We start from the raw sequence: 22,233 nt of genomic DNA on the forward strand, positions 1-22,233 counted from the left end.
TTTGGTGCCCGAACCCGGAATCGAACCAGGGACACGGGGATTTTCAATCCCCTGCTCTACCGACTGAGCTATTCGGGCAACGGGGCGCATTAAACCGTAAAGGCCGCGGGTCGTCAACGGCTTTCACTAAAAAACCCCTGAAAACGTGACTGATTGCCTGATTTTCAGTCAAAGCGGGTAAAACCTCAGGCCAGCGCGCCATTTTTGCGGCACAGCGCGATGCTGTAAACATCTTCCGCCAGTCGCTGGGCGGTGGCGACATCCTGCACATTGCGCTTCACCAGTAGCTTGCTCAGGCAGCCTTCGAGAATCAGCTCCATCTGATCGGCCACCATGCTGGGGTTATCCAGCCCCTGCTCTGCCAGAATCTCATGAGTGAAATGCCAGGAGCCGCGTTTCTGCTGCTCGGCCAGCTGATGAATGGGCTGATCGGGCTGCGGGTAGAAACTGCAGGCGGCGATAAACAGGCAGCCCGGAAAACGTCCTTTACTGACCTGCTCACTCAGGACGTCATAGCGTGCCATCAGCTTCTGATCCGGTGACAGTGAATCATCCAGCAGGATCTGGCGTCGCCAGGTGTCAATCTGCTGGCCGTGATAGCGCAGCGCGTCGTAGAGCAGGGCGTCACGATCGGGCCAGAACAGCTGAAGCTGCTCAAGGGTTAATTCAGTCTGTCCCGCCAGGGTTTCCAATGAGAGGGTGGCGGCGAGGCCGTTCTGTTCAAGCACATTCAATGCATGCTCGAGTATCTGTTCACGCTGCAAGTGACTCTCCTCTGGTATGCAGGCCCGGCCATATCACCGGGCAATGATCTGACTCCAGTGTTGTTTACGGGGTAAGTTTCTGCAAATGCGCCCGAAAGTCGGCAGCATTGAGAAAGCCGGTGATGCGCGAGTCGGGAATCTCACGGCCCTGCGCATTAAAGAACACAATCGTTGGTAAGCCCAGCACCTGAAGATGCTGCAACAGCGCGTTGTCGCTGGCGCTGTTTGCCGTAACGTTGGCCTGAAGTAACTGCACCTGACTCAGGCTATCGCGCACGGCGCTATCGCTAAAGGTATATTTTTCAAACTCTTTGCAGGCGACACACCAGTCAGCGTAAAGATCGACCATGGTGATGCGGCCCCGGGCATTCTGAAGTGCGCTGTCGAGCTGCTGTGGTGTCTCCAGGGTCTGGAACGGCAGCGGCGTCACCGCATGCTGCGCGGCCGGACTGCCAAAGGCCCAGTCCTGCAACGGACGCGCGCTGATCAGCGCAGCGGCCAGCATGATAATCTGCACGACGCGCCACTTACCGCCACTGGCACGCAGGCTGATGCTGAACGCCCAGCCAAAGAACGCCACACCCAGCAGGCTCCAGAGCCGCACTCCCCACGCATCACCCAGCACCCGCTCCAGCAGGAACACCGGCAGCGCCAGGATGACAAAACCAAAACCTTCTTTAACCGTCTGCATCCACGGGCCGCTTTTCGGCAGCAGCCGGTTACCAAACAGCGTAACGGTGATCAGCGGCAATCCCATGCCCACCGCATAGAGCCACAGCGTCCCGGCTCCGGCCCACAGATTGCCGCTCTGCGCGATGTAAAGCAGGATGGCGCTGAGCGGGGCTGTGGTGCAGGGCGAACAGATCAAACCCGCCAGCGCCCCCATCAGGAAGACGCCGGGCAGCGATCCCCCCTGCTGACGATTGCTCCACAGAGTCAGCCGGGTTTGCAGACTGGCAGGCAGTTGCAGCGTAAACAGCCCGAACATCGACAGGGCCAGCGCGATAAACAGCAGCGAGAGCGTGAAAAGCACATAAGGATGCTGCAGCGCCGCCTGGAAGCGCAGACCCGCAGCCGCAACCACCACTCCCAGCAGCGTGTAGGTCAGCGCCATCCCCTGGACATAGACCATCGCCAGCGCAAACAGCCGGCCCAGCGAATAGTGGCGCTGTCCCCCAAGGATTATGCCGGAGATCAGCGGATACATCGGCAGTACGCAGGGGGTAAAGGCCACGCCAATGCCGATCAGCAATGCCCAGAGCGGAGAAAAAGGCAGCGGGCTGGCGGGCGCGGGCTGAGCGACCGGGGCTGGCGCGCTGCCTGCTGTTACCGCACTCACCGGCACGGTGCGCGTCTCCGGCGGATAACAGAATCCGGCGGCGGCACAGCCCTGATACGTGACGCTGAGCATGGCATCAGGGCCTGCCTGTTGCAGCGTCACCGGCAGCGTCAGATCCTGGGGATAGATTTCACTTTTGCCGAAGAATTCATCTTCATGCGGCTGACCTGCGGGCAACGTCAGTGGCGCGAGGGTCGCGTTTTGCGGCGTGATGTGGAACTGCTGGCGATAAAGGTAATAACCCGATTTCACTTTCCAGTGCAGATTGAGCTGCGCACCCTGCTGGTCAAAGTCAAACGTAAATGCCTGATCGACCGGCACAAAGCGGCTGGTTGCCGGATTAGAAAAGAGTGATGCATGCGCCTGCAGGCAGATAAACAGCGTCAGCAGAAGCGTAATTAAGCGAGAGATGCGTGCAGCCATGACAAGTATTCACTGTCTCCATGTTGAACCGGCAGCGCCAGCAGTTCGGGTACGTCGTAAGGGTGCGCCTGTTTGAGCAACTCACACAGCGCCTGCTGATGATCGCTGTCGCACTTCAGCAGCATCTGGATTTCGCTGCTCTGCTCCATTTTTCCCTGCCAGAGATACCAGGAGGTCGCGCCTGGCAGCATTGTCACACAGGCCGCCAGTCTGGCTTCCAGCGCCAGGGCAGCAAGTTTTTCCGCCGTGGTCTGATCGGGCGCAGTGCAGAGGATAACAACAGCGTTCATCCGGTGGCTCCTGTAGAAAAGAGCGCCGATGATAGCACGCTCCATCCGTAACACGATGCGGGCGCTATAACAGCAAGCCGCCAAACACGAAGCCGGAGAGCACCGACAGCGCAATGGCGATCACCCCGGGAATAATAAAGGCATGGTTAAAGACAAACTTGCCAATCCGGGTTGAGCCGGTGTCATCCATCTCAACGGCAGCCAGAAGCGTCGGGTAGGTGGGCAGCACAAACAGCGCCGAAACCGCTGCGAAAGAGGCGATGGCCGTCAGCGGCGTTACGCCCAGCAGCAACGCGGCGGGCATCAGTGCTTTGGTGGTGGCGGCCTGTGAATAGAGCAGCATTGAGGCGAAGAACAGCACCAGGGCCAGCATCCACGGATAAGTTTGCAGCGTGTCGCCTGCCAGCATCTGAATGTCTGCCAGATGTGCTTTCACAAAGGTGTCGCCCAGCCAGGCGACGCCCATGACGCAGACACAGGCACTCATGCCGGATTTAAAGGTGCTGGCGCTGAGGATGTCACTGGTGTCGATTTTGCAGGTCAGGCTGATGAGCGTAGCGATGGTCAGCATAAACACCACAATCGCTTCATTGCGCGGCAGCGGCGGATTGACGATCAGCCCAACGCTGGCGCTGGTTGCGGTGGCATAGAGCACCACGGCGACAATACCTGTCAGAAACAGCAGCACCGACTTTTTCGCCCCCGGATTTGCCTGATAGACGCTGGCTCCGCGCAGCGTGACTTCGCCTTTCGCAAGACGAGCCTGATACACCTCATCATCCTTTAACTCTTTGCCAAGGAAGTTAGTCACCAGCGCCGCCAGAAACAGGCCAACCATGGTTGAGGGGATCGCGATTGCCAGCAGCGTAATATAGCTGATGCCGCGCGGTTCAAGCAGGGTGGCGAAGAAGACCACTGCGGCGGAAATCGGCGACGCGGTAATCGCGATCTGTGAAGCCACTACCGCAATCGACAGCGGACGGGAAGGGCGGACTCCTTGCTCTTTCGCCACTTCTGCAATCACCGGCAGCGTTGAGAAGGCGGTGTGTCCGGTTCCTGCCAGCAGCGTCATCAGGTACGTTACCAGCGGGGCCAGCAGCGTGACATGGCGCGGATGACGGCGCAGCAGGCGTTCCGCCAGACTCACCAGATAGTCCATTCCGCCCGCCACCTGCATGGCGGCTATTGCGGCGATCACCGCCATGATGATTTCAATCACATCGAACGGGATTGCACCGGGTGCCATGCCAAATCCCAGCGTCAGGACCAGCACGCCCATGCCACCTGCGAACCCGATACCAATGCCGCCAAGACGTGCGCCCAACCAGATCGCCATTAAGACGATAAGCAGCTCAACCACAAACATGAATCACTCCTGAAAAGTAAACCGGTAAACCTGGGTGTGCTGTGTAACAAAAAAAAAGGCACACCGTGTTGATCGCGGTATGCCTTTGGTTAACCAGCGTCGGTTAAGCCTTACTGTTCGTTTTCATCAGTGTAACGTTTAGCTTTATAAACCGGGTACATCAGGTTCTGTACCGAGAAGATATCGTCCAGCTCACTTTCCGTCAGCAGGCCGCGCTCCAGAACGACTTCCCGCACGCTTTTACCGGTTTCCGCACAGATTTTGCCGACGATGTCGCCGTTGTGGTGGCCGATGTAAGGGTTAAGGTAAGTCACGATACCAATCGAGTTGAAGACGTAGGCTTCGCACACCGCGCGATTGGCGGTGATGCCGTTGACGCACTTCTCCAGCAGGTTGTAGCAGGCATTCGTCAGGATGCTGATTGACTCAAACAGCGCCTGGCCAATCACCGGTTCCATGACGTTAAGCTGCAGCTGTCCGGCTTCAGAAGCCATCGTGACGGTAATGTCGTTGCCAATGACTTTAAAGCAGACCTGGTTAACGACCTCTGGCACGACCGGATTCACTTTAGCCGGCATGATAGAGGAGCCCGCCTGCAGTTCCGGCAGGTTGATTTCATTCAGACCAGCACGCGGACCGGAGGAGAGCAGGCGCAGGTCGTTACAGATTTTAGAGAGCTTCACCGCCAGACGTTTCAGCGATGAATGCACCATCACATAGGCACCGCAGTCAGAGGTTGCTTCAATCAGATCTTCCGCAGGTACCACCGGCAGGTTGCTGACTTCCGCCAGACGCTGAACGGCCAGGTGCTGATAGCCTTCCGGCGTATTGAGGCGGGTGCCGATGGCGGTTGCGCCCAGGTTTACTTCCAGCAGCAGTTCAGCAGTGCGCAGAATGCTTCGGGTCTCTTCGTTCAGCAGCACGCTGAAGGCGTGGAACTCCTGGCCGAGCGTCATGGGTACTGCATCCTGCAGCTGGGTGCGGCCCATTTTCAGGATGGTCTGGAATTCATCGGCTTTATGCTGGAAGCCGTCGGCCAGCTGACTGATGCCATCCAGCAGTTTGAGCAGTGAGCTGTAGACGGCGATGCGGAAACCGGTCGGGTAGGCATCGTTGGTGGACTGGCATTTGTTCACATGATCGTTGGGGTTGAGATACTGATATTCCCCTTTCTGATGGCCCATCAGCTCCAGGCCAATGTTTGCCAGCACCTCATTGGTGTTCATGTTGACCGAGGTTCCGGCACCGCCCTGATAAACATCCACAGGGAACTGGTCCATGCAGCGGCCGTTGTTCAGCACCTCGTCGCAGGCCTTAATGATGGTATCGGCAATGTTGCGCGGAATGGTCTGCAGCTCTTTGTTGGCCATCGCCGCCGCTTTTTTAACCATGACCATACCGCGGACAAATTCAGGTATGTCGCTGATTTTACTGTTGCTGATATAAAAATTTTCAATCGCACGCAGAGTATGAACGCCATAATAGGCATCCGCCGGAACTTCGCGCATACCTAACAGGTCTTCTTCGATACGAATGTTGTTCGCCATGATAACCTTCTTGTTGTTGCCGCTAACCATCACAAAGGATGTGTTTATTTTGTTGTGGTGTGCCCGTGCCGACATATTATCCGTCTTCACAGTGGCAAGTGCGATCATATTCTGATGCATACGAAAAGCACGCATGCAGATCACCTAATGCTGCCGTCTGGTTAACGATATGTGAAGTCGGTTACAAAATTAACCCCGCAGGATAAATTTGACAGGATCGGTTGAAAATGGCGGCGCGGGTGCCCATCTCTTTTCTTATCATCCTCAGGATGAACGCTTTCTGCTGACCGGCACGCTGCCGTTCAGCCTCTACTTACAGGAGAGTACGGTGCGCTGGATACCGTTATTAGTCTTTTTTGTTCTGGCCTGGATTGAGATTTCACTCTTCATTCAGGTTGCACACGTCATGGGCGTGCTGCTGACCATGCTGCTGGTGGTCTTTACCTCATGCATCGGGGTTTCGCTGGTCAAAAATCAGGGCATGAAGAATTTCATGCTGATGCAGGAGAAGCTGGCACGCAACGAAAGTCCTGCCGGTGAGATGATCAAAAGCGTGTCGCTGATCATCGCCGGTTTCCTGCTGCTGTTGCCGGGGTTCTTTACCGACCTGCTGGGCCTGCTGCTGCTGCTGCCCCCGGTTCAGAAGCATCTGACGCTGAAGCTGATGCCCCATCTGCGCGTCTGGCGCGGACCGGGTGCCGGACCGGATAGCGGCTACACCATGGATGGTGAGTTCGAGCGTAAAAACAGCGATCGCCTTGAGCACCATGACGATCACAAGGATCGTTAATCACAGCGGTCACCTCTGAAAGCGCAGCCTCCGGGCTGCGTTTTTTATTTGCCATGCCATCTGTTTAAAAAGTCATCAGTTATCACGTTCGGGTAAAAAATTTGTTGGCTGCCCCCTTGAAAGCACGTGGGTGCGGCCCTATCTCACTGGTCACGAGGCCGGAAGCCATGCAGCCCGGTGTTCAACCCCAAAACTGAATGATTGGACTTCTCAAAGGAGAGCTATCAAATGAAAATTCGTCCATTGCACGATCGCGTTATCGTCAAGCGTAAAGAAGTTGAAGCTAAATCAGCTGGCGGCATCGTGCTGACCGGTTCTGCAGCCGGTAAATCCACCCGTGGTGAAGTCCTGGCTGTCGGCAATGGCCGCATCCTTGAGAGTGGCGACGTTAAGCCGCTGGACGTGAAGGTTGGTGACGTCGTGATCTTCAATGAAGGTTACGGTGCTAAAACCGAAAAGATCGACAACGAAGAAGTGCTGATCATCTCTGAAAGCGACATTCTGGCGATTGTTGAAGCGTAATTTTTTCGCGTAACTCACTGAACGAAACGAATTTAAGGGACAATTGAAATGGCAGCTAAAGACGTAAAATTCGGTAATGACGCTCGCGTAAAAATGCTGCGTGGCGTAAACGTACTGGCAGATGCAGTAAAAGTTACCCTGGGTCCGAAAGGCCGTAATGTGGTTCTGGATAAATCTTTTGGTGCACCGACCATCACTAAAGATGGTGTTTCTGTGGCACGTGAAATCGAGCTGGAAGACAAGTTCGAGAACATGGGCGCGCAGATGGTGAAAGAAGTTGCCTCTAAAGCGAACGACGCTGCGGGCGACGGCACCACCACGGCAACCGTACTGGCACAGTCTATCATCACCGAAGGCCTGAAAGCGGTCGCAGCGGGTATGAACCCGATGGATCTGAAGCGCGGTATCGACCAGGCTGTTGTCTCTGCCGTTGAGAAACTGAAGGCGCTGTCTGTGCCTTGCTCAGACTCTAAAGCGATTGCACAGGTTGGTACTATCTCTGCTAACTCCGATGAAACCGTAGGCCAGCTGATTGCTCAGGCGATGGAAAAAGTCGGTAAAGAAGGCGTGATCACCGTTGAAGAAGGCACCGGTCTGCAGGACGAGCTGGATGTGGTTGAAGGTATGCAATTCGATCGTGGCTACCTGTCTCCTTACTTCATCAACAAGCCAGAAACCGGTGCGGTTGAACTGGAATCTCCGTTCATCCTGCTGGCTGACAAGAAAATTTCTAACATCCGTGAAATGCTGCCAGTGCTGGAAGCCGTTGCTAAAGCAGGCAAACCACTGCTGATCATCGCGGAAGATGTTGAAGGCGAAGCGCTGGCAACACTGGTGGTTAACACCATGCGCGGCATCGTGAAAGTGGCTGCGGTTAAAGCGCCAGGCTTTGGTGACCGTCGTAAAGCCATGCTGCAGGATATCGCTATCCTGACCGGTGGTACCGTCATCTCTGAAGAGATCGGTATGGAACTGGAAAAAGCTGCGCTGGAAGATCTGGGCCAGGCTAAACGCGTTGTGATCAACAAAGACACCACCACCATCATCGACGGTGTGGGTGAAGAGGCGACAATCCAGGGCCGCGTAACCCAGATTCGTCAGCAGATCGAAGAAGCAACCTCTGACTACGACAAAGAAAAACTGCAGGAGCGCGTAGCGAAACTGGCAGGCGGCGTGGCCGTTCTGAAAGTGGGTGCAGCAACTGAAGTTGAAATGAAAGAGAAGAAAGCCCGCGTTGAAGATGCGCTGCACGCAACCCGTGCTGCTGTCGAAGAAGGCGTGGTTGCAGGTGGTGGTGTGGCGCTGGTTCGCGTTGCCGCACAGCTGGCTGATCTGCGTGGTCAGAACGAAGACCAGAACGTGGGTATCAAAGTTGCGCTGCGCGCAATGGAATCTCCACTGCGTCAGATCGTTTCTAACGCCGGTGAAGAGCCATCCGTTGTTGCTAACAACGTGAAAGCGGGCGACGGTAACTACGGTTACAACGCGCAGACCGAAGAGTACGGCAACATGATCGACTTCGGTATCTTGGACCCAACCAAAGTGACCCGTTCTGCGCTGCAGTATGCGGCCTCTGTTGCGGGTCTGATGATCACTACCGAGTGCATGGTTACTGACCTGCCAAAAGGCGACGCACCTGATTTAGGCGCAGGCGCTGGCGGTATGGGTGGCATGGGCGGTATGGGCGGCATGATGTAATTGCCGTTGACTGCTTAAGTCATCAGAGAGCCCCCGATCGGAAACGGTCGGGGGTTTTTCTTTTGGGCAGGAAAATAGTATAAGTAGTGGCGCACTCGTTCGTTTTTTCTCTTGATATCTCCTGCTGTCTGCACGCTGAGTGTTGCCGCCTCACCGGATGGATTTACTGCCGTAAGTCCATCGGGATGCGCCAGTCTGTCAGCCTGAACACAGTATGAAATATTGAGGTGATATAACGGGATTAAGGCAATGAATGTTCAGAAAAAACAGATCTTTTTCTGCTACGCTGCCACCCGACTCTGATGATAATAAATGGGGATTACAATGCGGATTAACCTCTTGCTCGGACTGACGGCTGGCGCGTTATTGCTGGCGGGCTGCAGCAGCTCTACGCAACTCTCTTCAGCAGGACAGCGCGTGACGTTTACCGATCAGCAGCCTGGCAATAACTGCCAGCTTCTGGGCAACATCACCGGCTCACAGAGCAACTGGCTCAGCGGTGCAGGCGGCGAAACCAGTGCTCTGCGCGGTGCAGCCAATGACCTGCGCAATCGCGCAGCGGAGATGGGCGGCAACGTGATTTACGGGGCAACCAGTCCGACGCAGAATCTGTTATCCGCGTTCGCGCCACTCGACAGCAAAATGACCGGTCAGGTTTATAAGTGCCCATAATGTGAATCGGGCATCTTACTCTGTTCAAGCGGCCAGCCTTTTGCTGGCCGTTTTTATTCCTGACGTAACTGCAAATCTAACGGTGTTTTACTCGGTTCTCCGCCAATTTCACGCGCCAGCTTCGGCACCAGATAGCCTGAGACCTGTGACAGCAGGGATCGAACCAGCTGGCGGGCTTCATCATCTGACACAAAGAAATGCGCTGCGCCCTGCACTTTGTCCAGCACGTGCAGATAGTAGGGCAGAATACCGGCGTCAAACAGCGCGTTGCTCAGGGTCGCCAGCGTCTGCGCATTATCGTTGATGCCACGCAGTAAAACGCTCTGATTCAGCAGGGTGACGCCCGCACGTTTCAGACGGATCATCGCTTCACGCAGCGCATCATCAATCTCCTGCGCATGATTGATGTGTGTCACCATCAGAACCTGTAGACGGGTTTCGCTGAGCGTCTGGCAGAGTTGATCGGTGATGCGCGCCGGTATCACCACCGGTAAACGGCTGTGAATACGCAGACGCTTCAGGTGTGGGATCTGTTCCAGCGCCGCGATCAGCCAGGCCAGTTCATGATCTTTTGCCATCAGAGGATCGCCGCCGGAAAAAATGATCTCATCAAGCTCGGGGTGATCGGCGATATAGTCCAGCGCCGCCTGCCAGCTCCGCTTATTTCCGGGATTGTCCTGATAGGGGAAGTGACGGCGAAAGCAGTAGCGGCAGTTGACCGCACAGCCGCCTTTGACCAGCAATAACGCCCGGTTTCGGTATTTGTGCAGCAGTCCGGGCACCGCGTTGCTTTGTTCATCGAGCGGATCGGTGCTATAACCTGGCGTATCGATGAATTCCTGACGCTGAGTCAGAACCTGAAGCAGCAGCGGGTCGTGCGCATCGCCTTTTTTCATCCGGCGGATGAACGCATGCGGCACACGCAGGGCGAAAAGACGCCGCGCATCTGCGCCTGCAGCCAGCTCAGTGTGCTGATCCAGGGCTAAAATCCGCAGTAATTCATCAGGTTCAGTGACAACATCCGCAAGTTGCTGCAACCAATCTTCTCTGGAAGGTATTTTTAGGGTTACAATGTGTGCCATTTTTTTGGCTTAGTACCAGTATCAATTTTCGTAGAGGGCCTTCATGGCGACTTATTCTAGCAACGATTTCCGTCCCGGTCTTAAAATCATGTTCGAAGGCGAACCTTATGCCATCGAATCCAGTGAGTTCGTTAAACCGGGTAAAGGTCAGGCATTCGCACGCGTTAAAATGCGTCGCCTGCTGACGGGTTCTCGCGTTGAAAAAACGTTCAAATCCACCGACTCCGCTGAAGGCGCAGACGTAATGGATACCAACCTGAGCTACCTGTACAACGACGGTGAGTTCTACCACTTCATGCACCAGGAAAGCTTTGAGCAGTTCCCGGTTGAAGAGAAGACTGTTGGCGATGCAGCAAAATGGCTGCAGGACAACGCTGAATGTATCGTTACGCTGTGGAACGGTCGTCCAATCGCCGTTCAGCCGCCGAACTTTATCGAAGCTGAAATCGTGGAAACCGATCCAGGCCTGAAAGGTGACACCGCAGGTACCGGCGGTAAGCCAGCCAAGCTCTCTACCGGCGCGGTAGTGAAAGTGCCATTGTTCGTGCAAGAGGGCGAAGTGGTGAAAGTTGACACCCGCTCTGGCGAATACGTGTCACGCGTGAAATAAGATTCGCAGGCGCATCTTCTGGTGCGCCTTTTTCTTGTCTGAGAGAAAAAATGATCAAGCTGGCAAAATTAATCGCGTTCGCGTTGCTGGTCTCTTCTGCGCTTAGCGCCTGCAACACATTCCACGGTTTTGGCGAAGATGTCTCCCACTTAGGCGGTGCCATTTCGCGTGCGGCAAAATGACCTTAACTGATTGTCCTTTTTAAAGTCCCGTCTGCAGCAACCGCCTGAAATCCGGCTATGCTTAAAACGCTGTACTTTACATCCATCAAAAAGGACATTGTTATGTTAAAGAAAAGTATTGCCGCAATCTTCTCTGTACTGGTGCTCTCTTCTCTGCTGACGGCGTGTAATACAACGCGTGGCGTCGGTGAAGATGTCGAAGCGGGTGGCCAGGCGATTCAGAACAGCACGAAGTAACCTGTTATTCCAGCCGGTACGAAAGGCTTTCGTACCGGCTTGTCAGATTGCGCACTATTTCTGTTTTACCCAGATTAACTCCTCAACCGGGAAACCATCCCGACGCGCCTGCTCAACCAGCTTCTCTTTTACGCCCGGCTCCAGTTGGGGTGTCCGTGACAGTATCCAGAGATAGTGGCGATTCGGGCCACACACCAGTGCATAGCGATAATCGGGATCCAGTGCGATAACGTTATAGCCGCCGTAGAAGGGACCAAAGAAAGAGACTTTCAGGGAAGCACGCTGGGGTTCGCCAGTGAAATAGGCTTTACCGACACTCTCCTGCCAGCGCTGCTTTTTAACGTTATAGCCACGATTGATAACTTTCAGACCGCCATCTTCTCGCGGGCTGTAGTTTGCCGTCACCTGTTCAAGGCCACGTTCAAAAGGGTGGTTAAGGCGGGCAATTTCATACCACTGACCAAGGTAGCGCTGGCTGTCAAAGTTATCGATGACCGTGACGTTCTTGGGCGGCGTGGTGCTGCAGGCCACAGAGAGAAAGGCACTCAGGCTGGCAACAACTGTTTTCCATGGAGACATAGTGGGATTCCTTTGTGATTTAACCGCTTAAGTATAGAAGCCGAAACGCTGTTTTTGGCAGCATGGGCACGAGATTGTTTGCTGCAGGCATTGCAGGTAGACTTCCCCTCCTAATTTGTATCAGGAGTCATCACCATGAGCGAAACGGCAAGCTGGCAACCTAGCGCATCCATCGCCAATTTGTTAAAACGCGCCGCTATTTTAGCCGAAGTGCGTCGTTTCTTTGCCGATCGCGGCGTGCTGGAAGTCGATACCCCGGCGATGAGCCAGGCAACGATTACCGATATCCATCTGGTGCCATTCCAGACCCGTTTTGTCGGGCCTGGTGCGGCGCAGGGGCGCGATCTCTGGCTGATGACCAGCCCGGAATATCATATGAAACGCCTGCTGGCGGCGGGCAGCGGCCCGATCTACCAGATGGCGCGCAGCTTCCGCAATGAAGAGGCGGGACGTCACCACAACCCGGAATTCACCATGCTGGAGTGGTATCGTCCGCATTACGACATGTACCGTCTGATGAACGAAGTCGACGATCTGATGCAGCAGGTGCTGGAGTGTGACAGCGCTGAGTCGCTCTCCTATCAGCAGGCGTTTATCCGCCATCTGGAGCTGGATCCGCTGTCAGCGGATAAAGCGCAGTTGCGTGAAGCGGCCGAGAAGCTGGGAGAAGGCGAGCTGGCGCGTGCAGAAGAGGATCGCGATACCTTACTGATGCTGCTGTTTATGCTGGGTGTGGAACCGAAGATTGGTCAGGATAAACCCTGCTTCGTTTATCACTTCCCGGCCAGCCAGGCTGCACTGGCGGAGATCAGTACCGAAGATCACCGTGTGGCTGAACGCTTCGAGGTCTATTACAAAGGCATTGAGCTGGCGAACGGTTTCCGTGAACTCACCGACAGCCGTGAGCAGCGTCAGCGCTTTGAGCAGGATAACCGTCGCCGTGCGGCGCGTGGCCTGCCTGTACATCCGATTGATACCTATCTGCTGGATGCGCTGGCGCATGGCATGCCCGCCTGTTCCGGGGTCGCGCTGGGTATTGATCGCCTGATTATGCTGGCATTGAAAGCGGACTCATTGAGCGAGGTGATCGCGTTTCCGGTGGATCGTTGCTAGAAGTCCGGATGAAAAGGGCAGGGATGGCCCATCTGATCGCAAAGGAACCCTGCATCCCTGCAGGTCTGCCTCGCCATCCTGGCTCGGACGCTTTGCTCTTCAGATGGGCCACCCCTGCCCGTCAGGCTAAGTCATGGCTGTGAGATTCAGGCTCCGGCAATCAGCTGCTGCTATCCGGAAACTCCTGAATCGTCACCGGTAGCGTCAGCTTCTGGTCGTTGCGCAGCACCTGCACATCAATTACTGAACCCGGACGAATTTCGGCCACCTGATCCATCGTCTCCTGTGCGGAAATCGCAGGCTTGCCGTTTACGCTGAGCAGCACATCGTTGGCCTGAATCCCGGCTTTATCAGCCGGTCCGTCAGGCGTAACCACGCTGACAATAATGCCCTGAACCCGATCCAGACTGCTGCCCTGTCCATGCAGCGGCGGCAACTCACGCCCGGTAATACCGATATAGCCGCGGATCACCCGGCCATCACGGATCAGCTTATCCATGATTTTTGAGGCTAAGACGGTCGGAATGGCAAAACCAATGCCTTCCGGGGTTTCGCCATCATTGCTCTTATCAAACGTCAGGGTGTTAATGCCCATCAGCTCGCCAAGCGAATTAATCAGTGCCCCGCCAGAGTTACCCTGGTTGATTGAGGCATCGGTCTGCAGGAAGTTCTGGCGGCCTGACGAACTCAGGCCTACGCGTCCTGTGGCGCTGATAATGCCCTGCGTCACCGTCTGACCGAGGTTATAGGGGTTGCCGATCGCCATCACCACATCACCGATATGCGGCTGCCGGTTGGGATTAATCGGGATAACGGGCAGGCCAGAGGCCGTAATCTTCAGCACGGCAAGATCGGTCATGCCATCGGAACCCACCAGCGTCGCTTCAAAGAAACGGCCATCCTGCAGCGCCACGATAATCTGGTCGGCATTGTTGATCACATGCTTGTTGGTAAGGATGTAGCCTTTTGTATTCATGATCACCCCTGATCCCAGGGTAGTGATGCCACGATTGTTGTTGCCGTGAGCGCTACGATTGTAAACATTCACGACGGCAGGCACGGCACGGCGCACCCCCTGATTGAAGCTAAAGGGCGTTTCGTCGGTAATATTTTCGTGGTTATAAAGGGCGTCGCTGCCCATACGCAGTGCAGGCAGTGCTGCGAGCAAAATACCCGCGACAATCAGGCCCAGCACCACGGCACGCAAAAGTTTAAGAAACATGGTGTTAAATCACGCCAGGGGAGATCGCAGGGGAGAATAGCATGAGAGCGGCGGACACACACGTGCTTGTGTCCGCCGTAATGCGAGGTTTATCTCAACAACAGATAGATACTTTCATCGCCGCGCACGACATTCAGTGCCAGCACAGGCGGTTTTCCTTCCAGAATTTTACGCATTTCCGCAAGGGTCTGAACCCGGTTGCGGTTAACGCCGATAATCACATCATCTTTCTGCAGACCAACCTGTTCAGCCGGTGTGCCTTTTTCGATGGTATCGACCTTCACACCTTTATCACCGGTTTTGGTCTGTCCATCACTCAGGGTTGCACCTTGAAGCGCGGGTGACATCAGCTGTGCGCTGGCAGTGGTCTGAGCGCTCTGCTCCAGCGTGACGGTCACCGTTAACGGTTTACCTTCGCGCAGCAGGCCAAGCTTAACCTGCTCGCCAGGCGGCGTGGTGCCCACTTTGACGCGCAACTCTGCGAAGCTGGTAATGGGCTTGTCGTTGATCGACGTAATGATATCGCCTGACTTCACGCCCGCTTTCTGCGCGGCAGACTGCGGTAAGACTTCCGAGACAAAGGCACCGCGCTGTGCGTCCACATTGAACGCTTTAGCCATATCGGCCGTCATTTCAGTGCCTTTGATGCCGAGCTGACCGCGCTTCACTTCACCAAATTTGATCAGCTGCTGCGCAAGGTTCATCGCCATATCGCTCGGAATAGCAAAGCCGATGCCGATGTTACCGCCGCTTGAGGCCAGAATCGCGGTATTGATACCGATCAGCTCACCGTTAAGATTGACCAGCGCACCGCCTGAGTTACCCCGGTTTATGGCGGCATCGGTCTGAATAAAGTTTTCCAGCCCTTCCAGATTCAGGCCACTGCGGCCCAGCGCAGAGATAATCCCGGAGGTGGCGGTTTGTCCAAGACCAAACGGGTTACCGATTGCTACCGCGAAATCACCCACTTTCAGCTGATCAGAGTCCGCGACTTTCACCTGCGTGAGGTTTTTAGCGCCCTGAATCTGAATCAGTGCGATATCAGTCTGCTCATCGTGGCCGATCAGTTTGGCCTCATATTCGCTGCCGTCGCCAAGCTGTACGTTGATCTTATCCGCACCGTTGACCACGTGATTGTTGGTCAACACGTAGCCTTTAGCGGCATCAATGATGACGCCCGAACCTAAACCTTCAAACGGCTGTGGCTGGCTGTTTCCGCCAGGCATCTGGCCGAAAAAGCGCTTCAGCGGTTCAGGAATATCCTGAGCCTGCGCACCTGAATCGGTGCCTTCCACGTGAACACTGACCACAGCAGGTAACACTTTCTCCAGCATCGGTGCCAGACTCGGCAGCGGCTGGCCCGCAATTTGTGCTGGCAGCGTTGCCATCGCGTCTGGTGCGGCGGCAAGACTCATCCCGATACTCAGGGCTAATGCGCTAAACAGGCGTGCTTGTTTTTTCATTGTTACAACGCTCTCGCTGCAAAAGGTGGCAGGAATTAATGAGTGTGACAGTCGTTTGCGGTCAGGGTTCGCAAAATAAGGTGGGCGCAGACAAGCCGCGCCCCAAAAAGATTAGTCGCGGGCAGGGCGCTCGCCACGCAGTAAACCCGATGCGCCTTCAGAGTAGTCGCGTGGCATCTGCACAGGCACCTGATCGTTGTCCGCTTCGGCTTCGGTCAGCTGATAAGCAAACGGGTTTTTCTGACCAGGCAGATTCGGCAGCAGGTCATTGGAGCCTTTTGCCATATGCTGATAAAGCTGACGATAATCACGCGCCATGTTGTCCAGCAGCTCCGCACTTTGCGCGAAGTGGTTGGTCAGCTCTTCGCGATAATCAGCCAGCTCCGCTTTCGATTTTTCCAGCTCGTACTGCATGCTGCGCTGCTCACGCAGCTTTCTGTTGCCAAAACGCATGGCGACTGCGCCGACAATAATACCTACCACTAAACCAATTAGCCCGTATTCCCAGGTCATAATGACTCCCGTGTTATTTCCATTGTTCCGTAGGGCGTTGCACCATTTCAATAATAGTCACTATACCCGTTAATCTTATGGATGTGGAACTCCGGAGCAGCATGGCTTAGTGTAGAACGGCCTTTTTTTCAGCAACCGTGGTATCAATCAGACACCATTCAGGGACTTTGAAACAACAATGCAAACTTCAACTCCGCTTGCACGCTATGAGCAGGCGCTGTCGCAGGGCGAATTCAGGCCCGATGACGTACAACGTGAAGCGATTACCCGTTTAGATGCGCTGCAGCAGGCGCTGGTTGCCCGGCAACAGTCCGCCGCGCCCGCCACATCCGGCCTGCTGGGTCGCCTGTCAAAATTGATGGGTAAAGAGAAAAATGAGACGCCACAACCGGTGCGCGGTCTCTATATGTGGGGCGGGGTGGGTCGCGGTAAGACCTGGGTCATGGATCTCTTTTTTCAGTCTATTCCTGGCGATCGCAAACTGCGTCTGCATTTCCACCGCTTTATGCTGCGGGTACACGAAGAACTCACGCAGCTTCAGGGACAGAGCGATCCATTACTGATTATTGCGGACAAATTCAAAGCGGAAACCGACATCCTCTGTTTTGATGAGTTTTTTGTCTCCGATATCACGGATGCAATGCTGCTGGGTACGCTGATGGAGGCGCTGTTTGAACGCGGCATTGCGCTGGTGGCAACGTCGAACATTCCACCGGACGACCTCTATCGCAATGGTCTGCAGCGCGCGCGTTTCCTGCCCGCCATCGAGCAGATAAAACGGCACTGTGATGTGATGAATGTGGATGCCGGTATCGACTACCGGTTGCGCACGCTGACCTCTGCCCATCTGTGGAACTATCCGCTGAACCACGAAACGCACGCTGAAATGACACGCATGTTTAAAGCGCTGTCGGGCAGCCAGCCTGACGCGGCACCGGTGCTGGAAATTAATCACCGTCAGATGCCGACGCTGGGCGTGAGCGAAGGCGTACTGGCGATTAATTTTACGACCCTGTGCGGTGAAGGGCGCAGCCAGCATGACTATATTGCCCTGTCGCGCCGTTTTCACAGCGTGCTGCTCTATGACGTGCCGGTGATGATCTATAAAACCGAAGATCAGGCGCGCCGTTTCCTGGCCCTGGTCGATGAGTTTTATGAGCGTCATGTGAAGCTGGTGGTCGCGGCAGAAACGTCCCTCACAGAGATTTATCAGGGCACGCGGCTGAAGTTTGAATATCAGCGCTGTTTATCACGGCTTCAGGAGATGCAGAGCGAAGAGTATCTGCGTTTACCGCACCTGCCGTGAGAATAAACAGGATAAATACCGAAATAGGGTTCGATTTTTGTAATCGACTTCTCTATAATCTTGCGACCCCACGTTACAGCAAAGGATTTTTTTCCCAAATCCTCTGTGTTCCAGTAACTCTATCCGAAGGGGTGGCTTGCTGGTCAAAATGGTCGTGTGAGCCTCATTCGTTTACTTAAGCGTTTGGGATTTCACCAACGTGTAACTTAATTTGGGTAAGCTTTTCGATGAAAACTTTTACAGCTAAACCAGAAACCGTCCAACGTGACTGGTTTGTAGTTGACGCAACGGGCAAAACTTTGGGTCGCCTGGCGACTGAACTGGCGCGCCGTCTGCGTGGTAAGCATAAAGCGGAATACACTCCGCACGTTGATACGGGTGATTACATCATCGTTCTGAACGCAGAAAAAGTTGCTGTAACCGGCAACAAGCGTACTGACAAGATCTACTATCACCACACTGGCCACATCGGTGGTATCAAACAGGCGACCTTTGAAGAGATGATTGCTCGCCGTCCTGAGCGTGTGATTGAGATCGCGGTTAAAGGCATGCTGCCGAAGGGCCCGCTGGGTCGTGCTATGTACCGTAAACTGAAAGTTTACGCAGGCAACGAGCACACCCATGCGGCACAGCAACCGCAAGTTCTTGACATTTAATCGGGATTAAAGGCAATGGCTGAAACTCAAAACTACGGCACTGGTCGCCGCAAAAGCTCTACCGCTCGCGTATTCATTAAGCCGGGTAGCGGTAACATCGTTATTAACCAACGTTCTCTGGAACAGTACTTCGGTCGCGAAACTGCCCGCATGGTAGTTCGTCAGCCGCTTGAGCTGCTGGACCTGGTTGGTAAATTCGATCTCTATGTCACTGTTAAAGGTGGCGGTATTTCTGGTCAGGCTGGTGCGATCCGTCACGGTATCACCCGCGCTCTGATGGAATACGACGAATCACTGCGTGGCGAGCTGCGTAAAGCTGGCTTCGTAACGCGTGATGCGCGTCAGGTTGAACGTAAGAAAGTCGGCCTGCGTAAAGCACGTCGTCGTCCTCAGTTCTCCAAGCGTTAATTGTTTGCAGCTCCGGCTGCAGCAATTGGCTCAAAAAACCCGCTTCGGCGGGTTTTTTATTTTCTGCCTTCCCTTCGGCCCCCCGCGAAAACCGTAATGTCGCGCTCAATTTACCTGCAAAGATTCATTCCACGCCCACAAGCAGCCTAAAATCTGGTAAACTCTGTGTCACTTTGCGCCCGCAGGCCGGTGCATTATGCGCCTTCCCATTCTCGGGGCGTCAGTATCTGTGACGCGGCTAACCAGGTTGCGTGCGAGTTCGATAAGCTGGTGAATCGCCGTGTGGTTGGCTATTCGCAGTATCTTTTTGTGAACAAACTTGGAGGTTTTCATGGCTGTCGCTGCCAACAAACGTTCGGTAATGACGCTGTTTTCTGGTCCTACTGACATTTTCAGCCATCAGGTTCGTATCGTCCTGGCGGAGAAGGGTGTCAGCGTAGAGATCGAGCAGGTCGAAATGGATAACCTGCCGCAGGATCTGATTGACCTCAATCCGTATCGCACGGTACCGACGCTGGTAGATCGTGAGCTGACGCTGTATGAATCGCGCATCATCATGGAATATTTAGATGAGCGCTTCCCGCATCCGCCACTGATGCCGGTTTATCCGGTTGCCCGTGGTGATAGCCGCCTGATGATGCATCGCATCGAGCAGGACTGGTACAGCCTGATGCGGAAAGTTGAGAACAGCACGGGTCAGGAAGCCGAAGCTGCACGTAAGCAACTGCGTGAAGAGCTGCTGGCCATCGCGCCACTGTTTGGCCGTACGCCTTACTTCATGAGCGAAGAGTTCAGTCTGGTCGATTGCTACCTGGCACCGCTGTTATGGCGTCTGCCTTCTATGGGCATCGATTTGATCGGCTCGGGTTCAAAAGAGCTGAAAGGTTACATGAACCGCGTATTTGAGCGTGACTCTTTCCTTGCTTCATTAACTGAAGCTGAACGTGAAATGCGCCTGCAAGCCCGGGCTTAACGTATGGAAATGTCGCAACTTACTGCACGTCGTCCCTATCTGCTGCGCGCCTTCTATGACTGGTTGCTCGACAACCAGCTGACGCCGCATCTGGTGGTCGACATTAATCTGCCGGGTGTGCAGGTGCCGCTGGAGTATGCGCGTGATGGTCAGATTGTCCTGAACATTGCGCCACGCGCTGTCGGTAACCTCGATCTGGCAAATGATCAGGTGTCGTTCAACGCCCGCTTTGGTGGCGTTCCTCGCCAGGTTAACGTGCCGATGGCGGCAATTCTGGCGATCTATGCACGTGAAAACGGTGCCGGAACGATGTTTGAACCGGAACCGGCTTACGAGCTGGGCATGCAGGAGGCGTCAGAGGGTCAGGAAGAGACGATGATGTCCGTGATTGATGGCGATCGTCCTGACGATGCCAGCGACGACGAGACACCGCCTGATGATGATCCTCCGCCACGTGGCGGACGGCCTTCACTGCGCGTCGTGAAATAGCCGTGACATCATCGTGAATACCCGTCCATGCGACGGGTATTTTTTTGCCGGTCAGCCATAAAAAAATCCGGCTGCCTGCGCAAGCCGGATTTTTTCAGCAGACCTTCACGATCAATAAACGTCGCGCAGGTAGCGTTTCTCTTTCTTCAGCTGATCGACATAGTCCGCAGCACGCTCGGTAGAAAGACCACCAAACTGACGAACCACTTCATACAGCGCGTTATCCACATCCTTCGCCATACGCGAGGCGTCGCCACAGACGTAGAAGTAAGCCCCTTCCTGCAGCCAGGCATAGAGCTCTGCGCCCTGTTCAAGCATCCGGCTCTGCACGTAGATCTTCTTCTCCTGATCGCGTGAGAAGGCCAGATCCAGACGGGTCAGCAAGCCGTTATCCTGCCAGGCAAGCAGTTCATCCTGATAGATGAAGTCATGCTCCTGATGCTGATCGCCGAAGAACAGCCAGTTTTTACCCTGCGCACCGGTGGCCTGGCGCTCCTGCAGGAAGGCGCGGAAGGGGGCAATACCGGTGCCCGGACCCACCATGATCAGCGGTGCGCTGTTGTTAGCAGGCACGCGGAACGCTTTATTCGGTGAAATAAAGATGGCGGGCTTCTCACCGCGACGCACGCGTTCGGCCAGATAGGTTGAACAGACGCCACCACGATTACGGCCACCACTGTGGTAACGCACCGAAGCAACGGTCAGGTGCACCTGATTCGGATGGGCTTTAGAACTTGATGAGATGGAGTAAGCGCGATGCTGCAGCGGACGCAGCAGAGCAACAAACTCAGGCACCGCCAGCGTGCGTGTCAGCTCCAGCTGCAGCAGATCGAGGGTATCTTTGCCCCACAGCCAGACGCCCAGCGCATCTTTATCATCATGCTGTAAAACATGACGCAGTTCCTGGTTGGTGGTGTTCTGCCCGACCCATTCGATTAACTTGCGTGACGGCTCGGAGATTTCAAACTGATAGGTCAGCAGGTCGCCGAGGCTGCGATCAAAGCCAGGGACTGGCGTCTGGTAATCCGCATTAAGCTGGGTCAGCAGCAGGCTGACCAGTGACGGCTCGTTGACCGGAATTACGCCCAGTGCATCGCCCGCTTCATACTTCAGGCCGCTGTCAGACAGGTCGAATTCGAAATGACGAATATCTTTGGCTGACTGCTCGCCAGACAGGCGCTTGTTGGTGATTAGCGCGGCGGCATATGGATTCGATTTGTTGCTGCCTGGAATAACTGGCGCTTCAGGTGCGCTTTCCAGTACGGTGCCGCTGCTACCGGCGCTGGCGGCGAACTGTGGCATCGAGCTGTTCAGCCACTCGCTGGACGGCTCCTCAAAATCAATATCACAGTCGATACGATCGACCACGCGTTTCGCACCCAGCTGCTCAAGGCGCATATCAATGAACTTGCCCGCCTGACAGAACCCATCGTAGCCGGTATCGCCAATCGCCAGAACGGCGAAGTGCATCTGCTCCAGGCGCGGCGCGGTACTGGCTGAGATGGCATCCCAGAACAGCTGCGCGTTGTCCGGCATTTCACCTTCGCCATACGTTGAGGTCACGATCAGGACATGGCGCATGGTGGCAAACACGTCGAGATCGACATCCCCCAGCGCCTGAACCACGGGCACCAGTCCTTTTGCACGGGCAGATTTCGCCGCAGTCTGCGCCAGCGCTTCGGCATTGCCGGTCTGTGAGCCGTACAGAATGTGCAGTTGCGTGGTCGCGGCTGCAGCAGAACCCGCGGCGGGTTGCTGCTTGTCTTCTAATACCAGCAAACGGGAGTGAAGACCTGCGAGAAAGCCAGCCAGCCAGTACTTCTGGTCGCCATTAAAAGGTGCATCTTCTGGAATATAAGGAATTTTCATGGGTACTTTTACTCAATCCCGTTCTCGCCCGTCATCTGTCGCGTTATCCGGTCTGAAAGCGGTTCCGCTTTCCCGCGCCGCAGCGTGTGCAGCAGGGGAGAGCGGTTCTGCATCTGTCCG

General features: G+C 55.0%; 24 protein-coding genes and 1 tRNA gene. 13 read left to right on the plus strand and 12 right to left on the minus strand.

Annotated features, from left to right (window positions below; all coding sequences use genetic code 11):
• Positions 1-2: 2 nt before the first annotated feature.
• From N5J69_RS10990 to aspA, 6 genes are all read right to left on the minus strand, one after another.
• Positions 3-78: transfer RNA gene (locus N5J69_RS10990), tRNA-Phe, on the minus strand.
• A gap of 107 nt (positions 79-185) precedes the next feature.
• Positions 186-764, minus strand: coding sequence for a transcriptional regulator (locus N5J69_RS10995; protein ID WP_279770292.1), 579 nt, complete (start codon positions 762-764; stop codon positions 186-188).
• Positions 765-828: 64 nt separating this feature from the next.
• Complete coding sequence (locus N5J69_RS11000) at positions 829-2,526, minus strand: protein-disulfide reductase DsbD (protein WP_279770293.1); 1,698 nt, start codon at positions 2,524-2,526, stop codon at positions 829-831.
• Entirely contained in the window at positions 2,502-2,816 is a 315-nt protein-coding gene (cutA, locus tag N5J69_RS11005; protein ID WP_279770294.1) for a divalent cation tolerance protein CutA, read from the minus strand. The genes N5J69_RS11000 and cutA overlap by 25 nt, the downstream gene beginning before the upstream one ends.
• A 64-nt stretch (positions 2,817-2,880) precedes the next feature.
• Positions 2,881-4,182, minus strand: coding sequence for an anaerobic C4-dicarboxylate transporter (locus N5J69_RS11010; RefSeq protein WP_279770295.1), 1,302 nt, complete (start codon positions 4,180-4,182; stop codon positions 2,881-2,883).
• A gap of 110 nt (positions 4,183-4,292) precedes the next feature.
• Positions 4,293-5,729, minus strand: a complete 1,437-nt coding sequence (gene aspA / locus N5J69_RS11015) for an aspartate ammonia-lyase (RefSeq protein WP_279770296.1) — start codon at positions 5,727-5,729, stop codon at positions 4,293-4,295.
• A 328-nt stretch (positions 5,730-6,057) separates the two neighbouring features.
• Here aspA and N5J69_RS11020 point away from each other — a divergent pair, with 328 nt between their 5' ends.
• From N5J69_RS11020 to N5J69_RS11035, 4 genes are all read left to right on the plus strand, one after another.
• Entirely contained in the window at positions 6,058-6,519 is a 462-nt protein-coding gene (locus tag N5J69_RS11020; protein ID WP_279770660.1) for an FxsA family protein, read from the plus strand.
• Between the two features lie 228 nt (positions 6,520-6,747).
• Positions 6,748-7,041, plus strand: coding sequence for a co-chaperone GroES (locus N5J69_RS11025; protein ID WP_009092502.1), 294 nt, complete (start codon positions 6,748-6,750; stop codon positions 7,039-7,041).
• Positions 7,042-7,089: 48 nt separating this feature from the next.
• Positions 7,090-8,739, plus strand: a complete 1,650-nt coding sequence (gene groL, locus N5J69_RS11030) for a chaperonin GroEL (protein WP_279770297.1) — start codon at positions 7,090-7,092, stop codon at positions 8,737-8,739.
• A gap of 324 nt (positions 8,740-9,063) precedes the next feature.
• Positions 9,064-9,411, plus strand: a complete 348-nt coding sequence (locus tag N5J69_RS11035; protein WP_008925394.1) for a DUF4156 domain-containing protein — start codon at positions 9,064-9,066, stop codon at positions 9,409-9,411.
• 53 nt (positions 9,412-9,464) lie between these two features.
• On the opposite strand, the gene epmB is transcribed toward N5J69_RS11035, so the two are convergent.
• Complete coding sequence (gene epmB, locus N5J69_RS11040) at positions 9,465-10,493, minus strand: EF-P beta-lysylation protein EpmB (RefSeq protein ID WP_279770300.1); 1,029 nt, start codon at positions 10,491-10,493, stop codon at positions 9,465-9,467.
• Between the two features lie 43 nt (positions 10,494-10,536).
• Here epmB and efp point away from each other — a divergent pair, with 43 nt between their 5' ends.
• The 3 genes from efp (at position 10,537) to N5J69_RS11055 (ending at position 11,522) form a co-directional block, all read left to right on the plus strand.
• Complete coding sequence (efp, locus tag N5J69_RS11045) at positions 10,537-11,103, plus strand: elongation factor P (protein WP_279770302.1); 567 nt, start codon at positions 10,537-10,539, stop codon at positions 11,101-11,103.
• A 50-nt stretch (positions 11,104-11,153) separates the two neighbouring features.
• On the plus strand, positions 11,154-11,285 hold the full coding sequence (locus N5J69_RS11050) for an entericidin A/B family lipoprotein (protein ID WP_003848306.1): 132 nt from the start codon (positions 11,154-11,156) through the stop codon (positions 11,283-11,285).
• 102 nt (positions 11,286-11,387) lie between these two features.
• The gene (locus N5J69_RS11055) at positions 11,388-11,522 is read left to right on the plus strand and encodes an entericidin A/B family lipoprotein (RefSeq protein ID WP_003848302.1); all 135 of its coding nucleotides are present in this window, start codon (positions 11,388-11,390) and stop codon (positions 11,520-11,522) included.
• A gap of 54 nt (positions 11,523-11,576) precedes the next feature.
• On the opposite strand, the gene N5J69_RS11060 is transcribed toward N5J69_RS11055, so the two are convergent.
• The gene (locus N5J69_RS11060; protein ID WP_033781615.1) at positions 11,577-12,101 is read right to left on the minus strand and encodes a lipocalin family protein; all 525 of its coding nucleotides are present in this window, start codon (positions 12,099-12,101) and stop codon (positions 11,577-11,579) included.
• 135 nt (positions 12,102-12,236) lie between these two features.
• On the opposite strand from N5J69_RS11060, the gene epmA reads away from it, so the two are divergent.
• Positions 12,237-13,214 (plus strand): elongation factor P--(R)-beta-lysine ligase, encoded by a 978-nt coding sequence (gene epmA / locus N5J69_RS11065; protein ID WP_279770303.1) that lies wholly within the window; start codon positions 12,237-12,239, stop codon positions 13,212-13,214.
• A gap of 160 nt (positions 13,215-13,374) precedes the next feature.
• Here epmA and degS read toward each other — a convergent pair whose 3' ends face one another.
• The 3 genes from degS to zapG all read right to left on the minus strand — a co-directional run bounded on the left by degS (position 13,375) and on the right by zapG (position 16,412).
• Positions 13,375-14,436, minus strand: a complete 1,062-nt coding sequence (gene degS, locus N5J69_RS11070; protein WP_033731249.1) for an outer membrane-stress sensor serine endopeptidase DegS — start codon at positions 14,434-14,436, stop codon at positions 13,375-13,377.
• 89 nt (positions 14,437-14,525) lie between these two features.
• Positions 14,526-15,899: a serine endoprotease DegQ gene (gene degQ, locus N5J69_RS11075; RefSeq protein ID WP_279770304.1), complete on the minus strand. Its 1,374-nt coding sequence runs from the start codon at positions 15,897-15,899 to the stop codon at positions 14,526-14,528.
• A 111-nt stretch (positions 15,900-16,010) separates the two neighbouring features.
• Positions 16,011-16,412, minus strand: a complete 402-nt coding sequence (gene zapG, locus N5J69_RS11080) for a Z-ring associated protein ZapG (protein ID WP_279770305.1) — start codon at positions 16,410-16,412, stop codon at positions 16,011-16,013.
• A 178-nt stretch (positions 16,413-16,590) separates the two neighbouring features.
• Here zapG and zapE point away from each other — a divergent pair, with 178 nt between their 5' ends.
• From zapE to sspB, 5 genes are all read left to right on the plus strand, one after another.
• Positions 16,591-17,718 (plus strand): cell division protein ZapE, encoded by a 1,128-nt coding sequence (zapE, locus tag N5J69_RS11085; RefSeq protein ID WP_279770306.1) that lies wholly within the window; start codon positions 16,591-16,593, stop codon positions 17,716-17,718.
• Positions 17,719-17,945: 227 nt separating this feature from the next.
• Positions 17,946-18,374: a 50S ribosomal protein L13 gene (gene rplM, locus N5J69_RS11090; protein ID WP_008925400.1), complete on the plus strand. Its 429-nt coding sequence runs from the start codon at positions 17,946-17,948 to the stop codon at positions 18,372-18,374.
• A gap of 15 nt (positions 18,375-18,389) precedes the next feature.
• Positions 18,390-18,782 (plus strand): 30S ribosomal protein S9, encoded by a 393-nt coding sequence (gene rpsI / locus N5J69_RS11095; protein WP_008925401.1) that lies wholly within the window; start codon positions 18,390-18,392, stop codon positions 18,780-18,782.
• Positions 18,783-19,113: 331 nt separating this feature from the next.
• Positions 19,114-19,755 (plus strand): stringent starvation protein SspA, encoded by a 642-nt coding sequence (gene sspA, locus N5J69_RS11100; RefSeq protein ID WP_003851135.1) that lies wholly within the window; start codon positions 19,114-19,116, stop codon positions 19,753-19,755.
• Positions 19,756-19,758: 3 nt separating this feature from the next.
• A complete protein-coding gene (gene sspB / locus N5J69_RS11105) occupies positions 19,759-20,244 on the plus strand; it encodes a ClpXP protease specificity-enhancing factor (RefSeq protein WP_013359871.1) in 486 nt (161 codons plus the stop codon).
• Between the two features lie 111 nt (positions 20,245-20,355).
• On the opposite strand, the gene N5J69_RS11110 is transcribed toward sspB, so the two are convergent.
• On the minus strand, positions 20,356-22,113 hold the full coding sequence (locus N5J69_RS11110; RefSeq protein ID WP_279770307.1) for a sulfite reductase subunit alpha: 1,758 nt from the start codon (positions 22,111-22,113) through the stop codon (positions 20,356-20,358).
• Between the last annotated feature and the right edge of the window lie 120 nt (positions 22,114-22,233).

This window comes from Pantoea sp. GD03673 (genome assembly GCF_029844725.1).
Lineage (GTDB): Bacteria > Pseudomonadota > Gammaproteobacteria > Enterobacterales > Enterobacteriaceae > Pantoea.